Source organism: Bacillus sp. UNCCL81 (assembly GCF_900112535.1).
GTDB classification, from domain to species: Bacteria; Bacillota; Bacilli; order Bacillales; family Bacillaceae_G; genus Gottfriedia; species Gottfriedia luciferensis_B.
Window position 1 is genome coordinate 293,099 of record NZ_FOMF01000004.1, and the last position, 16,065, is coordinate 309,163.

Here is a 16,065-nt window from a genome sequence, read left to right on the forward strand (position 1 = left end):
CTATCAAGAAATTTATCAAAAGTTGATTAACTTTAATTCTTTTTTGCCCCGAGGAGAAAACAAAGTGCAAAAAAAGAGACTTCAAAAACATTGAAATCTCATTTGCATTCAAATTGATTCTTATTTATTTTTGAACTCACGGTTGTATTTGAGAAACTTTCGTACCATTCAAGAAATTGAGTAGTTCATTAAATGTATTTTGAGCGGCTTTCGTATTCATTTGGAACTGGTATTCATGACCTAGTTTTCCTTCTGATTTACTATAAAAGACTTGTTTAACACCTGTTCTTTTTTCTAGTAATGTTGCAAATTTTTTACCTTGTGATTCAAAGGAACCTGTATTTCCGTCAGTTATAAATGTTGAAACAAATCTTTCTGGTACATTTCTTAAAAGGGAAGATTCCTTTGTCATCTTTTCATCTTCCCAGTTGTATTTTCCAAAATAAGCCCAGCCAACTCGCTTAAATACAAATTTCATCAACGTTGATGAAGCGTGCGTCTGAACTTCTTTCAGATCATAAGGACCACAAAGAAGTATTGCCCCACGTATTGTATTTGGATCGACGCTTTGACCTATTTTAGCTGTATTGGAGTAGTTTTTATTCATTTGAATACTTACAAATTGTGCTGTAAGCTGAGCTCCAGCTGAATCTCCAGCAATATAAATATTGTTTAAATCCAGTCCATATTTACCAGCGTTTTTTTTAATAAATCGGTACGCTTGATCAATTTGTTGTAAAGGTATTGGATAAGCAACACTCGGAGCTAAGGGGTAATTTATATTCACTACATTATACCCATGACTTGCTATATATGTAGCATATTTCCGTACATCATTTTTATCTCCCGCTACAAAAGCACCACCATGAATCCAAAAAATGGTTGGAACGTATTTCAGATCACCTTTATACTTAATCAAATCAAAAGTACTGCTTTTATATTTTGTTGAGTACTCAATATCAGTATCCATACTTGTTTTTTGTTTTGCTATGCCATAATCAGCTGCCTCTACTTCAATTCCACCGGCAAAAGACTTTTTCAAAAACCACGTTACAGGTCTTGGGGATAGAAATATCGATCCAACACTAATTATGATCAATATAAGTAAACAAATTCCAATTATTTTAAAAGTGCGCTTCATATTTATCCTCCTGATAAAAGAGTTAACTGAAGCTTATTATTCGATTTTCCAAAATTATCATACATGAAGACAGTATTTAAGCCAGTTATCAATATTCAAGTCGAGCTTACAAAGCATTTCAAACTTTTCAAGGTTAATCTAATTTCTTTCACGTATTAGATTAATAACATTTTCTTAAGAGCATTATAAATGCCATGTTCATTGCAGCTATCTGTGATTAAATTAGCTTTCTCTTTAACCGCTGTTTCAGCATTTCCCATTGCAACACCAATTCCTGAAAGCTCCATTAGTTCGATGTCGTTCATTCCATCACCGAAGAAAACAATATCTTCTTGCTTAAATCCATTTTCCTTAGCAATTTTCAAAATTGTTTTTGCCTTCGATCCTTCTTTAGGGATGACATCTGAGCCAAATTGGTGCCAACTCACATATCGGAATTCGTTAATATCATATTTGTGAAGATCTTCATTCTTGCAAAACAGCATAGCTTGAATAATCGAATTTTCTTTCCAATACATCTCATCAAAGTCAGGGATAATTAAACCTAGACTTTCATAGGCCGTAGTGAGCGACTCTCCAGGTTCTTCAAAATGTCTTTTTACCCCTTTCAATGTTTGGAACACAATCTGATCATTGTTTTCAATCGCAATTTCAATTAGTTTCAAAATAGATTCTTTTGAAAATATTTCCTCATGAGCTATTTCATGACGGACAAACCCTACAGATCCATTGCATAAAACATAAGTATCAATTTCGAGTTCGTCGACGATCGATATTGCAGAAGTGTAGTCTCTTCCTGTCGCGATTACGATTTCATGGCCATTTTCTTTTAGAGAAACCAAAGCTTGTTTCGTACTGTCTAGAAACTTCATTTCAGTCGTAAGTAATGTTCCATCTATGTCAAAAACAATAAATTTTTCCCGCATTTTCTTTCCCCACATTTTCTCTATTTTTTATCTTTGATTTACATTAAACAGAATCTCTTTCAATAATTTGATAAGGTATTTTTACTTTGTCTCTAGATTTCTTTATTACAAGGCTACAAGCTTGTTCACCAACTTTCGTTAATTGATGATCCACTGTAGAAATTCCCATACCGATCCCAATTGGTTGATTTGCTTGACCTATGATTGCTAAATCAGTAGGGATTTTTAATTGTTGCGACTTTGCGTATAAATACATTCCACCAGCCACTTCATCCCCATTTGCATAAATAGCTGTTGGCTTTTTGTGTAAATGCATAAATTTCTTTGCTGCTTCATATCCGTCTTCTAAGCAATGACATTCTGATAGATGGTATTCAGGTTGAAGTTCACCAAATATTTCAATATAAGCATCAATCAATTGCTTCGTGCTATTACTTTCTAACCTAGCAGATGTGAATGCTACCACATCATGTCCTTTGTTTTTTAATAATTGAAAGGCATCTAGATAAGACGAATAGCGGTCCAAATAGGAACAGCCAATCTCTTTGTGTTGGGTATATTCACAAGCAACGATTGAACCATATTTGCTAAATGGAATGATTGTTTCCCAATCATTTGCTCGTGACGTGATAATGATGCCATCATACAGCTTGCTTTTTAATTTATGCAAATACTCGACTTCTTTTTCTTTACGATAATTTGAAGGAAGTACCGTTATCAAAAAATCTTTCTCTAATGCCTTGTTCAGTATACCGTTTAAAATTTGATCAAACGCTGGATTGTTGTTATATGGGAGAATAACACCTATTGCTCTTGTTTCTCCTCGAATTAAATCAATTGCATTTTTATTTGGCGTATAATTCATTTCTTCAATGGCTTTAAGAACAGCCTCTCGTTTATCATTAGCAACATACTTATAATTGTTTAGTACCCTAGAAACAGTCGAAACGGATACACCTGCTAATCTTGCAATATCGTTAATATTTGTCATCTTACACCGCCAACATAGTATAAATTTTAAGGAATTTTACATATTTAAATTCAATTTCTTAAAACCATTCATATAAGGTTTCTTCCTCTGTATGTCATATTTCGTAAACCTGTGTTCTCCTACAAAGAGAATAGAATGTTCAATATCTTCCTCAAACTAGAAAGATTTTTTACTATTTTATAGTTTACTGCTTACAATATATAACCTTTTATAAGTTAAAAACAAATCTTCAAAGATTTCCAATAACCCTGTATTGTCAAACAATGAATATCCATTGTGATAATAGTTAACCTATTAAGTTCATCTTTTTTCACATCTCGTAGAAAATCGGCTTACTTTCAATCTAATTTATGAAATGGATTTCAAGTCAAGACAAAAATTAAATTAAATTTCAAGTATGCTACAATAAAGCAAATTAAGGTTTTCATCACTCGATTTATTGAACAAATAGCCATTAGAAATATAGGGAAAAAGACAATTAAAAAAAGTTGAGATCATTTGTTTTATTGATTCCAACTTTTTTGTTTATATTAACTATTTTGGTTGCGTTTCATTGCCTGCTTTTCCAAATACTTGTACATTTTTTTCATATTTTCTGGTGCGTCCAATAGGTCTTTTACAATCATTTCAATAATACTGACTCTTTCGGAACATTCAATTTCAGCTTGGTTTATTGCCTGTTCAAGCTCTCCATAAGTATGAACAATAGCAGTAAACGCATTGCCTCCAAAAGCTTCAGCTAGCTTAGTGTAAGACCACCTAGGGATTTTGTTGTATGTTTGATTTTTCGTATTAACATTTAAATATTTTTCGATTGTATAACCGTCATTGTTTAAGACGAAAATTATCGGTTTACAGCCGTAATAGAGCATGGAGCTGATTTCTTGTGCAGTTAGCTGTAGTGAGCCATCACCAGTAAACAGCAACACCCGACGCTCTGGGGCTGCAATACAGGCACCAAACGTCGAAGGGGTTGCATATCCGATGGATCCCCAGCCTCCTTGCCCAATATATGTAATATTACTAGGCAATCTCACTTCCGCCATACCATTGTATAATGTACCAATCTCAACAATCATAATGTCGTCCATTTTCAGCATCCGTTGAAAAACTGGATAATAGTCGGCCGCTTTAAGTGGTTCATCATTACTTACATTGGATTGATCGTATGGAAATGACACTTTTCCTGGTAAGCCTTGACCTTTATACCCCACTTTTTGTATCGCCTGAAGCATGTCAGTAGCTAGAACGTTCTGGTATACCGCCTCAGCAATCTTCACTAGATCCGATTGGATATTAATGGTCACCATTGAATTCAGTTTTGCGGTAAAATTCGCTGTGTTGGTGTCCGCGGGTACCAAGCCAATCGCAATGATACAGTCTGCATTTTCTACCCTATTTTGAACTTCAGAACAGCCAAACGAGCCTAAGTACATACCGATATAATTAGGATGGGTTTCATCAAATGCGCCTTTACCGAACATCATGGATGCAACAGGTATATTCATCGCATCTGCCAATTGCAGAACTGCAGCCTGAAGGCCAAAACGTATCGTTTTTACATCTACTAGGATAACTGGCCGCTTTGCACATTCTAGTAGCTGACGGACATGATCTGTCGCAGCTTGAAGAGATTTTATGTTTGATGTTTTTTGTTGTGGTGTTGGCTCTATCCTGTCCATAATCGGCTGATCGACTAAATCATCGGCCACAACAAGGTAAACAGGTTGTTTCTTTTCTTTTGCAATTCGAATAGCAGCAGGAATTTCAATCATGGCATTTTCAGGTGTGAGTACAGCACTATAGGCTGTTATCTGTTTATACATATTGCGGAATACATTGAAATCCCCATCCATTAGAGTGTGATGCATCAGCTTGTGCTCTTTTTGATCTTTCTCTTTTGGTGAACCAACAATGTGGATTATTGGAACGTGTTCACTATAGGCGCCAGCTATTGGATTGCATGCATTCAACTCCCCAACACCAAACGTTGTAATAAGAGCAGAAATCCCCTTGATTCTTGCATAACCATCCGAAGCGTAACCCGCGTTTAGTTCGTTCCGTCCTTCTATAAACTGGATTCCGTTATATCGCTCCAACGTATCAAGTAATGAAAAATTATAGTCCCCTGCGACGCCAAAAATTTCAGTAATCCCTTCTTGCTTTAGGCAATCAAACAAAAACCGCCCAACTGTTTTTTGTGCCATACTAGCATGTGTGTCGGGACTGACTGTATTCTTTTTATCCATTACACACCCACTCCTTTTCCAATATCAATAGCTTGTTCAGTTTTTTAGTACCCTTTTTATTCGTACCCTATCATAGAACAGGCTATACAATTGTTGGGAATAAGGAAAAAATCAATATAAAGCACCAAAAGGACAAATCCGAATTAACGAATTTGCCCGTTTTTACTTCATAAAAAAAAAATACTGCTGAACTAATGTTGTTGAATTGTATTTTTCAACATATTATACATATTTGTAACATGTTCATCTACTTGATCTCGCGACATACGAAGTCGTTCAACTGAAGTTCCATATCCGATTTCTTGTTTCCCTTCTTTTAATTCCATGAAAATCCCATCTGCAAATTCATCTAAAGGTTCACCGTGAGTATGCAATCCTGCACCGCCTAAATCAGTATTAACTGCCGGAGGAGCAACTTCAATTACTTCCACAGATGATTCGGAAAGTTGGTGACGTAAACTCATAGTAAATGAATGGATTGCTGCTTTTGTTGCTGAATAGATTGGCGCAATGACCAATGGAGTAAAAGCTAATCCCGATGAAACATTAATGATCGTTGCCGCTTCTTTTGTAGCAAAATATGGAGCAAACAGCATAGACAAATGGATTGGTGCTTCAATATTAGTTATGATTTCATTATTAAAATATTTCCAATCGTTCTTGGCATCTGATTTTAAAATATTAAAACGTTGTTGAATCCCTGCATTATTTACTAGCACATTTACTTCTGGATAGTTCTTTGTTACCCACTCAAACAATGATACGCGTTCTGGTTCAGAGCTCAAGTCACTCACATGTGTAATAAGATCGGGAAATTTTTCTTTAGCATTTTCAAGTACATTTTCACGTCGCCCAGTCACTATGACTTTATTTCCTGATTTAATAAAGCGTTCTGCAAAAGCTTATCCAATACCAGTACTACCACCTGTAATAAGGATTGTGTTACCTGAAAGTTTCATGTTAATTCCTCATTTCTATTTTTTTCTATATGTTACTAACTAAGCCAATCTCTATTAATAATTTGATCTTAAGGTTGCTTCTGTACTTGAGCAATATTTCATTAGAAGCCCCAATCAATAATCGATCAATGTCAACATGATTATCATACGACTTAAACTATGGTTTAAGTCAACTAAAGAAAAAAATAAGATCGACTAGTTTGTCGATCAAACGCATGTATTTGAAGAGTTCGAGTTTATTCTAACTCTCTACTAATCGCTCTACCTGCTTGTCTACCTGAAAATAAACAACCACCTAAAAATGTTCCTTCCATTGCACGATAACCATGTACACCACCGCCGCCGAATCCAGCAACTTCACCTGCTGCATATAGTCCAGGTATTGCATCACCTGAAGAATTTAATACATTCCCATCTAAATTTGTTTGAAGTCCACCAAGTGTTTTACGACTTACAATATTTAAACGAACAGCAATTAACGGACCATTTTTTGGGTCTAAAATTTTATGAGGAGACGCAACACGAATTAATTTATCACCAATATAATTTCGTGCTCCTCTTAAGGCAGTGATTTGTAAGTCTTTTGTAAATTTATTATCCATTTCACGATCACGTGCAATCAGTTGACGCTCGATTACATCATAGTTTAGTAAATTTTCCCCGGTTATTTTATTCATGCCTTCAACAAGCTCTTTTAACGTGTCTGCAACAACAAAGTCCTCTCCTTTTTCCATAAAAGCTTTTACAGGTGCTGGTATTCCTGAAGTTGCCCGTTTCATCACTTGTTTTATGCTTTTTCCAGTTAAATCAGGATTTTGTTCTGAACCTGAAAGTGCAAACTCTTTTTGTATAATTTTTTTCGTTAAAATAAACCAGGAGTAATCATAACCAGTTTGTTGAATGGCTTGTAATGTACCTAACGTATCAAAACCAGGAAAATTAGGTGCAGGAAAGCGCTGTCCACGTGCATCTAACCAAATTGATGATGGTCCCGGAAGAATACGGATTCCATGATTGCTCCATACAGGATTCCAATTTTTTATGCCTTCAGTATAGTGCCACATTCGATCACGATTAACAATTCGACCACCAGCTTTTTCAGTAATGGCAAGCATTCGACCATCAACATGTGCCGGTACACCAGATATCATTCTTTTTGGCGGAGTGCCTAATCGACTTGGCCAATTTTGGCGTATTAAATCAACGTTCGCACCAATACCGCCACTTGATACTAAAACCGCCTTTGCCCCATATTGAAAGTCACCAATTACTTCTCGAGAACTATCTTCTCCTCGCTCTGAATTACTTGGTTCTAATAAAGAACCACTTACTCCGACTACAGTTCCATCTTGTGTTAGTAGTTGATCTACACGATGTCGGGATCTGAATTCTACTAAACCTTTTTTCATATGCTCGCGAACTCTTCGTTCGAAAGGCGCAACAATTCCAGGACCTGTACCCCATACTACGTGAAATCGGGGCACTGAATTCCCATGTCCTTCTGCAAGATATCCCCCACGTTCAGCCCAACCGACGATTGGAAAAAATCTCACCCCCATGTCATAAAGCCATTGCCTCTTCTCTCCTGATGCAAACTCGACATATGCCTCTGCCCATTTCTTTCCCCAATAATCCTCATCATCTTCTCGATCAAATCCTGCTGTTCCAAGCCAATCCTGCCAAGCTAATTCCCTCGAATCTTTAATACCTAATCTACGTTGCTCTGGAGAATCTACTAAAAATAACCCACCAAATGACCACCAAGCTTGACCACCTATTGATGCTTTCGGTTCCTGGTCTAGTAATAATACACTTTTCCCAGCATCAGCTATCTCAGCAGTTGCAACTAAACCAGCCAATCCTGCTCCAACAACAATCACATCGAATTTCTCCATTCAACTTCTCCCTCCTTTTAAGCCTTTTAATCTATCAAATTATAAATTTATCTACAAAATAGTTTTCTAAATTTTCAGTTATCAAATAAATAATACAGCAAATAGCAAGAGAATAAAAGCAAAGAAGGTCCAAACCACTTTTGAACCTTCCTCCATATTTCAATGCTTTTGTTGAACAGTCCTAATGTACGTTTTTCTTTTTAAATCTTCCACCACGTACTTCTGCAATATCTGAAATTGCTAAAAAGGCACTTTCGTCAATGTCATCGACAATTGTTTTTAATTCTGCTTCTTCTAATCGAGTGATAACACAATAGATAACCTTTGTCGTTTCACCTGAGTATGCACCTGCTCCATTTATATAGGTAACACCACGGCCCATTTTAAAAAGAATTGCTTCTCCAATATCTTCACTTTTGTCACTAATGATCCATGCTGATTTTGATTGTTCTAATCCTTCTACTACGATGTCAATTGTTTTAAATGCGACTAAATATGCAATTATTGAGTACATTGCTCGATCCCAAGAAAAGATGAATCCAGCAGCTCCTAAAATAAATAAGTTGAAAACCATAATGATTTCACCAACGGAAAAAGGAATCTTGCTATTAATAATGATCGCTAGAATCTCAATCCCGTCTAGTGCTCCACCAAATCGAATGGCTAATCCTACTCCAACACCTACGACCATTCCTCCAAAAATTGTTGCTAGTAGAATATCTTCCGTAAAAGCAGAGATATGGTGAAACCTGCTTGTTAAATAAGAAAGAACAGTGATGCCAAGAATCGTCGAAATCGCGAATGTTTTCCCTATTTGCTTATAACCTAAATAAAAAAATGGTAGGTTTAATACAAAAAGAAATACGCCAAGTGGAAGCCCTGTAAGATGGGAAACCATAATCGAAATACCTGTTATTCCACCATCAATAACATCATTTGGAACTAAAAATATTTCAAGACCTGTCGCTACAAGTAAGGAACCAACTAACATTGCGATTGTTCTTTGTAAAATCTTCATTTTATGAGATTTCCCGTTTGTTGAATGTACTACTTCTGCCATCTCAAATACCGTCCTAACTGTTTTGTAAAATTTTTCTATATTTAATATTTGCTCTTATGCTCAATTTATACTAATTAAGTTCATTCACTGGACATTCACAATTTGTTCAAATATAATTAGCTAGACAACTATTTTAATTAGCTAGCTAACTAATTTTCCAAGGAGACTTTTTTATGCGCAAAAAGCAGCCTTTCTTTTTTTTATTAAATCAAACTACACGTCAGTTTTCGAAATCATTTAATGAGCATCTTGTTCCTACTGGATTGTATTTGGCACAATGGTCTGTTATTCACTATATCCATTTACATGGACCATGTACTCAACGAACAATTTGTTCGAATTTGAATATTGAGCCACCTACCCTTACACGAACACTACGTAGGATGGAAGTTTTAGACTTAATTGTTCGCAAAGAAGGAACAGATAAAAGAGAAAAAATGATTCATCTAACTGATAAAGCTATAAATCAATATGATAGTTGGAAAGAGCAAATCATCTCATTTGAGAATGATGTTATTAAAGATATACCCGATGAAGAGCTTGATATTGCACTTCAAGTTTTTCAAAAAATGATGAACAATATGAAAGCGTCGGAGGTTACTAAACAGGGGGAATAAGTTTGAAAAACGAGCGTTTATGGACAAAGGATTTTCTAAGTGTAAGCTTAAGTGGATTTTTTGTGTTTTTAGTATTTTATACGTTGATGGCGACATTACCGATTTTTGTGATTGATAATTTAGGCCAAGAAGATAGTAAAGTTGGTCTTGTAGTAACATCCTTTCTGATTGCCTCAGTTGCAATTCGTCCATTTGCAGGGATCTGGCTTGATACAATTGGTCGCAGAAAAATACTAATCATTTCATTAGTTTTCTTTACATTAACAACTTTTTTATATCCTTTTATCAATAATTTTGCATTATTACTTTTATTGCGTTTTGCACAAGGGATTGCATTTGGTCTAGGAACAACTGCAACAGGTACAATAGTCGCTGAAATAGTTCCTATATCACGTAGGGGCGAAGGTATGAGTTATTATAGCTCATCAATGATCCTTGCAATGGTATTTGGTCCTTATCTTGGTATTAATTTAATGAATCATTTTACCTTCCATATTTTGTTTTTTGTTTGTGGTTTCTTCGCAATTATTTCACTTATTTTCGGACTATTCATTGCGATTCCTAAACAAACATTAAAAGCAAAAACTCGAATTAAACCATCACAATTAATTGAGCGTTCAGCATTACCAATCTCAATTACTTCAGCAATTATCTCTTTTGGTTACAGTGGTATCATTTCATTTATCACATTATACGCAAAAAAATTAGGATTTGTAGATGTTGCTAGTTTCTTTTTTATTGTTTATGCAGTTTTCATTTTAGGATCAAGACCTTTCACTGGTAAACTATTTGATCGTAAAGGAGCTAACATAATTGTATATCCTGGGATCATCTTATTTACAATTGGTCTAGTTGTCTTGAGCTTCTCAACTGTACCAACAATCTTTTTATTTTCCGCTGCATTAATCGGTCTAGGCTATGGCTCAATCGTACCTAGTTTTCAAACATTAGCGATTAACACTGCTGCCCCTGCTAAAAAGGGAATGGCGACAGCAACATTTTTTATGTTTTTTGATGTCGGTATGGGAATTGGCTCTTACGTACTTGGAGTTGTATCTGCGAAAACATCATTCCATATTATGTATGTCATAACTGCAATTGCTGTATTGTCAACGACTGTCATTTACTATTTATTGCATGATCGTAAACAAAGAAAAGCAATAGATCTTGAAAATGCAGCCGCCTAAACTTAAAACCCACCAAAATTTTTTTGGTGGGTTTTGTTTTGTTCACTTACATCGTTATTCCTTTATCTATAACAATAATCTTAACTTTTACTTTTATATTCGATTTTTGATATGTATCAAGCCAATGATTCTCATTTTTTTTCCAATCAGCGTACTGAAATGAGTGAGCAAGTATACCAAAACCAACTGGATCAACTTTATCTTTTTGAAAAGATTGGATTAGATTATTTAATTCTTTTTGCAATTTTTTTTCTATCGCTTTTTTTAAGATAGCTTCCGATGAATTCGTTAATCCTATTGGAGATTCTGTAAACATAATCGGCAATGTCAAATTCACATTAAAGCTATAATGACCATTAGAATATTTTTTATCGATTTTTCGTTTTACATCTTTAATATAAAAACTAGTTTCTTCATCTGTAAAGACATCATCTACATCTTTTTTAAATTTTTTAAGATCCAATGCAATTACTAATTGTCCCTCTAAATGATCTTTTAAAATTTTTAACAGTTGTGTTTCATTCATTGATAAGGTTCGATTATACAAATTATTGTTAGTTAATAAAGTTGTCCCATTGACTACTAAATGCTCTCCTTGTATTGCTAGTTCAGGTGCAAAAGGTGTAATCCCCTTCTCAAAATACATTCGATGAAACTGTCGTATAGTCGTTCTAAAGGCAACATTTCGAAAATCAGCAGTTTGTATTAATTGAGGAATATAGATCGGTAACTCAGGTTTATCCTTTGGTTTTAAATCAAAAACATCGGCAAGTGGACCATCTACAAAAATAAGATCTGCATTTAATCGAAATTTGGGATCTCGAAAAAACATATCCATGATTGAAAACCAATTTTTATGTTCAAGTACTCTTGACCCTATTAAGATTGCTTGAATTTTACCTCCACCAGTAACACCACTAGCACGCGTATCAAAATAATTTCTAGATTCTTTAATCGATAGAGTTTGAACGTTAAAATGTTCAGTTTTCGCTTGTGTTTCTCCACTAAAGACTGGACTTGCCATAAATACTTCTACTTTATTTTCATCGTTCACATCGATTCCTAAAATCATCGATAATGTGACATCTTCTATATTTATTTTCCCTCTGCAACCCGAAACGCCGATTATTAAAAAAATACTAAGCAAACATACTTGAAAATATTTCAATTGATTTTCACCTTACTTAAATTATTTTTTATTAAACCGCCGATCAATAACAGGATAGGGATACCGATCGTGATGTATCTTCCAGAAATCATTAAAACGTGTAAATGATTAGTTGTATTTGTAAATGTCGGAACTTGAATAAATGTAAGGATGATAATGAGGATAAAAAGAATAATAATGACAATAGGTAATAATCTAAATTTAAATAACTCTGATAACCCATTCATACCAGCCCAAATAAACGTAACCCATGATTTCGATATTATCATTAAAAATAATGAGAATAAAATGAAATCTAACCTCTCAACATATTGAAATTCGATTACACTTAAAATATCGATTACTGGCTCAAATGTCATTTTAATTTCATAAGGACTATAAATAACAAAACAAATAATTGTTACAAAAACGTAGGTAAAAGTTGTTAAAGCATTTCCAATAATAACGCATTTTACAGCCTTTTCTTTCGACTTTAAATATGGATAATAAACTAGGATTAATTCGATGCCTAGAAATGAAGTCGTCGTTAATGGAATCGTCTTTAAAATCGGCATCCAGCCATCCTTAATAATTGGTAAAATAAAATTTATATCAGCATCTTTAAGTGTGAATAACAGCATGAATAAGGTAAAACAAGCAATTGGAAAAATTGCTTCTATATATTTTGCAATTAAATGAACTCCCCCACTTATTAGCTGATAAGTTGGAAAAAGAAATAGCACTAATAAAATATAAGTTCTAGTTTCTTGAAGTATGTAGGATTGAATATATAAAATCGCTCTAACTAATGCAAGATATCCTCCATATAGAAAATAAATTGCTTGTAACAAAACTACGATTGATCCAATAATTTTTCCTAGATAAAAAGTAAAAAAACCTATGTAGTTTAAATTAGGAGCCTTCTCTCTAAATTTAACAAATACAATACTAATTAAAGTAGAAAGTATTCCCCCAAAAAGAATTGCAATCCAACTGCTAGTACCTCCTTTTAGAGCTAGTTCTCTAGGAAGTGACAACATTCCAATCCCTACTTGAATACCAAAAATCATTAAAATAAATTGAAATTGTGTAATTTTTGACTTCGTAATTATCATGAAAGAATCCCTTCTAACATTCATTCTTCATTACGTTTATTTTGTTTTTTCCAAAGATAGTTTAAAGGTACTCTTATGATTGTATCTTTAAATGCATCACGATTGATTGGAGAAAATGGCAATGTATAAGGTTTGTTATAGCTAGTTAAGCTCAAACCATGGATCATGAGAATCATTGTACTTACAATCAAACCGATTAAACCAAATAATGAAGCCATAATCATAATTGGAAATCGAATGACTCGTAAACTAGATGCCATTTCATAGTTTGGAATAATAAATGATGAAATAGCCGTTAAAGCTACGACGATTACCATAATATTACTAACGATTCCTGCTTGTACCGCTGCTTGCCCGATTACAATCCCACCTACAATGCCAACTGTTGTACTAATAGGTGCTGGTAGTCTAATCGCTGCTTCTCTTAACATTTCTAAGGTGATCTCCATAACAATGGCTTCAAATAAAGGATCAAATGGAACCTTTGCCCTAGATTCCCCGATTGATAATAGTAATTTTAAAGGAACGATCTCATAATTAAATGAAATAATTGCAATATAGATTCCCGGCAAAAAGATTGTTAAAAAGAATGCAATTACTCTAAGTATACGATTAAATGAAGCCACCATCGCTCTTGCTGAATAATCATCAATCGTTTTAAAAAATATTGCAAAATTAATCGGTAAAATAATAACCTCAGAAGATCGGTCTACGATTAAAACTACTTTTCCTTCAAGTAATGTCGTAGCTGCAACATCCGGTCTTTCTGTTGTAAAATATTGAGGAAAAGGAGAAAATGGGTTTCTTTCTATTAATTGCGCTAAGTGGTTTGCATTTATTATAGAATCAAGTTTTATCTTTGAAATATCTTGTTCTACACCAGATAGTAAATCTTCATCTACTAATCCATCGATATACGCAATTGCTACCGTACTTTTATTTTCATTCCCAATTTCAACTTCCTTAACTTGAAAATCTCGACTTTTAATAAATCTTCGAAGTAAAGTAATATTACCTTGAACAGTTTCAATAAAGGATATTTTTGTGCCCCTTAAGGAATTATCAATACTTGGAGGCGTATAAGCTCTTTGTGGCAATTTTCCACAAGAATATACAAATGCGACTGGATCGCCTTCTACTAGAAGAATACTGTTACCATTCAATATTGCTGTTTCAATATCTAAAATTTGATTAGTCCGAATCGTATTATTCGTTATGAATAATTCTATATCTTCAGTATACGAACTTACTGTATTAATAAATTGACCTATTTTTTGTTCATCAACTAAACTAGACAAATAACAAATTATAGCCTGTTTATCTTTAACAACTATATCTTTTTTTACTAAGTCAGAGGTCGGGAACACTCGCTGAATAATATTAAAGTTTTCTATTAAATTTCCTTCAGTATGAAGAACGGAAGAGCGTAAATTATATTTTCTTAAACGCTTCTTTTGTTGATTAGAATAATCCACTTAATCTTCCATCCTTTCATAAATTTCCAGATTACTTTCAGCTAATCAGTTTTATCAAAAATCACCTATTTTATACTTGAAAGGCTAGTTAGGAGATAGTTGGATTTAACGGAGAACTTTCGATACAATGAACTATAAATAGTTTTGATGGAGGACCAAATATGGCAATCTTGGCTAATGCAAAATTTAAAGAATATAAAACGTTAATCTCTTCTTTATCTCCTTCACTTGAAACTAGTACATTAAAAAGTGAAAAATTTTTAGTAGATAAAGATGAAAAGAAAAATTTAGAAATTTATTATGCACCTTTTGAGTACATTAATGAGCGAGCTAAAGTCATCATAGTTGGGATTACTCCCGGCTTACATCAAATGAAGCAATCCTACTCTACTGTGATTAGACTTAAAGACGAAGTGATGGATGACGAAGAAATTTTACATGAAGTTAAAAAGAATTCTAGTTTCGAAGGACCGATGCGAAAAAATTTAATTGCTATGTTAGATGAATTGGAATTACATCATTATCTTGGATTAAATTCAACTAGCGAACTTTTTAGTACAGCTAGTCATTTAGTACAAACAACCTCTGTCATTAAATACCCAGTTTTTTATAAAGGGAAAAACTATAATGGTTCAACCCCGAATATTTTAAGAACCGATCTCCTTAAAAAGTATATTGTTAATACATTTGCTGCGGAAATCATAAGACTAGAACGTCCCCTCATTATCCCGTTAGGAGTTAATGTTTCAAAAGTTTTAAACTATCTAACGACGAATGGATATTTAAACTCGGACCCCATTTTATACGGATTCCCCCATACATCTGGCGGGAATGGACATCGACATAAACAATTTGCGGAAAATAAAGAAGATATGAAAAGTAAAATTAAATTATACTTTGAGAATTAGTAAAGGAGAATCAAAATGATATTACATATTATTGGAAACAAAGACTGGCAAAATGCAAATAATTCAGGTGAATATGCACCTGATAGTTTAAACAACGAAGGCTTTATCCATTGTTCAACCCTAAAGCAAACTGTTGAAATCGCAAACTTATTTTTTAAAGGTGCAACTGATTTAAAAATACTTTGTATTAATGAGGAAAAAACAAAATCAAAAATCGTATATGAAGATACTGAAAACTTTGGCCAATTATTTCCTCATATTTATGGACCATTAAATTTAGATGCTGTTTTTAAAGTTGTTGATCTTCATGCTGATGAAAATGGACAATTTATATTACCTAATGAGTTAAAAGAGCAAGAATAACAAAAAACTCAGTTTCACATAAGTGAACTGAG

Annotated in this window: 13 protein-coding genes and 1 pseudogene; 4 read left to right on the top strand and 10 right to left on the bottom strand. The window is 33.8% G+C overall.

Translation table 11 applies throughout. From position 1 onward, the window contains the following. Positions 1 to 136: 136 nt before the first annotated feature. The 7 genes and pseudogenes from BM319_RS10885 to BM319_RS10915 form a co-directional block, all read right to left on the bottom strand. Positions 137 to 1,141, bottom strand: coding sequence for an alpha/beta hydrolase (locus BM319_RS10885; protein ID WP_091022600.1), 1,005 nt, complete (start codon positions 1,139 to 1,141; stop codon positions 137 to 139). A gap of 155 nt (positions 1,142 to 1,296) precedes the next feature. Then, entirely contained in the window at positions 1,297 to 2,067 is a 771-nt protein-coding gene (locus BM319_RS10890; RefSeq protein WP_091022603.1) for a Cof-type HAD-IIB family hydrolase, read from the bottom strand. A 43-nt stretch (positions 2,068 to 2,110) separates the two neighbouring features. Then, complete coding sequence (locus BM319_RS10895; protein ID WP_069035069.1) at positions 2,111 to 3,058, bottom strand: LacI family DNA-binding transcriptional regulator; 948 nt, start codon at positions 3,056 to 3,058, stop codon at positions 2,111 to 2,113. Between the two features lie 530 nt (positions 3,059 to 3,588). Beyond that, positions 3,589 to 5,307 (bottom strand): alpha-keto acid decarboxylase family protein, encoded by a 1,719-nt coding sequence (locus BM319_RS10900; RefSeq protein WP_091022605.1) that lies wholly within the window; start codon positions 5,305 to 5,307, stop codon positions 3,589 to 3,591. 191 nt (positions 5,308 to 5,498) lie between these two features. Continuing rightward, positions 5,499 to 6,266: pseudogene (locus BM319_RS10905) on the bottom strand (SDR family oxidoreductase). 236 nt (positions 6,267 to 6,502) lie between these two features. Continuing rightward, complete coding sequence (locus BM319_RS10910) at positions 6,503 to 8,161, bottom strand: FAD-binding dehydrogenase (protein ID WP_025568494.1); 1,659 nt, start codon at positions 8,159 to 8,161, stop codon at positions 6,503 to 6,505. Positions 8,162 to 8,342: 181 nt separating this feature from the next. Next, positions 8,343 to 9,221 (bottom strand): YitT family protein, encoded by an 879-nt coding sequence (locus BM319_RS10915; RefSeq protein ID WP_025568495.1) that lies wholly within the window; start codon positions 9,219 to 9,221, stop codon positions 8,343 to 8,345. 173 nt (positions 9,222 to 9,394) lie between these two features. On the opposite strand from BM319_RS10915, the gene BM319_RS10920 reads away from it, so the two are divergent. Further along, on the top strand, positions 9,395 to 9,838 hold the full coding sequence (locus BM319_RS10920) for a MarR family winged helix-turn-helix transcriptional regulator (RefSeq protein WP_025568496.1): 444 nt from the start codon (positions 9,395 to 9,397) through the stop codon (positions 9,836 to 9,838). A 2-nt stretch (positions 9,839 to 9,840) separates the two neighbouring features. Then, the gene (locus BM319_RS10925) at positions 9,841 to 11,025 is read left to right on the top strand and encodes an MFS transporter (RefSeq protein WP_025568497.1); all 1,185 of its coding nucleotides are present in this window, start codon (positions 9,841 to 9,843) and stop codon (positions 11,023 to 11,025) included. A 46-nt stretch (positions 11,026 to 11,071) separates the two neighbouring features. On the opposite strand, the gene BM319_RS10930 is transcribed toward BM319_RS10925, so the two are convergent. From BM319_RS10930 to BM319_RS10940, 3 genes are read right to left on the bottom strand one after another with little or no spacing between them, the layout of a single operon-like run. Next, complete coding sequence (locus tag BM319_RS10930) at positions 11,072 to 12,193, bottom strand: Ger(x)C family spore germination protein (protein WP_025568498.1); 1,122 nt, start codon at positions 12,191 to 12,193, stop codon at positions 11,072 to 11,074. Next, positions 12,190 to 13,287 (bottom strand): GerAB/ArcD/ProY family transporter, encoded by a 1,098-nt coding sequence (locus tag BM319_RS10935; RefSeq protein ID WP_025568499.1) that lies wholly within the window; start codon positions 13,285 to 13,287, stop codon positions 12,190 to 12,192. The genes BM319_RS10930 and BM319_RS10935 overlap by 4 nt, the downstream gene beginning before the upstream one ends. 20 nt (positions 13,288 to 13,307) lie before the next feature. After that, positions 13,308 to 14,762 carry a spore germination protein gene (locus BM319_RS10940; protein ID WP_084007005.1) on the bottom strand — a complete coding sequence of 485 codons (1,455 nt, stop codon included), beginning with the start codon at positions 14,760 to 14,762 and terminating at the stop codon, positions 13,308 to 13,310. A gap of 161 nt (positions 14,763 to 14,923) precedes the next feature. On the opposite strand from BM319_RS10940, the gene BM319_RS10945 reads away from it, so the two are divergent. Together BM319_RS10945 and BM319_RS10950 are read left to right on the top strand one after the other, a co-directional pair. Next, positions 14,924 to 15,670 carry a hypothetical protein gene (locus tag BM319_RS10945; RefSeq protein WP_091022607.1) on the top strand — a complete coding sequence of 249 codons (747 nt, stop codon included), beginning with the start codon at positions 14,924 to 14,926 and terminating at the stop codon, positions 15,668 to 15,670. Between the two features lie 15 nt (positions 15,671 to 15,685). Then, on the top strand, positions 15,686 to 16,033 hold the full coding sequence (locus BM319_RS10950; RefSeq protein ID WP_091022657.1) for a DUF952 domain-containing protein: 348 nt from the start codon (positions 15,686 to 15,688) through the stop codon (positions 16,031 to 16,033). Positions 16,034 to 16,065: the final 32 nt, after the last annotated feature.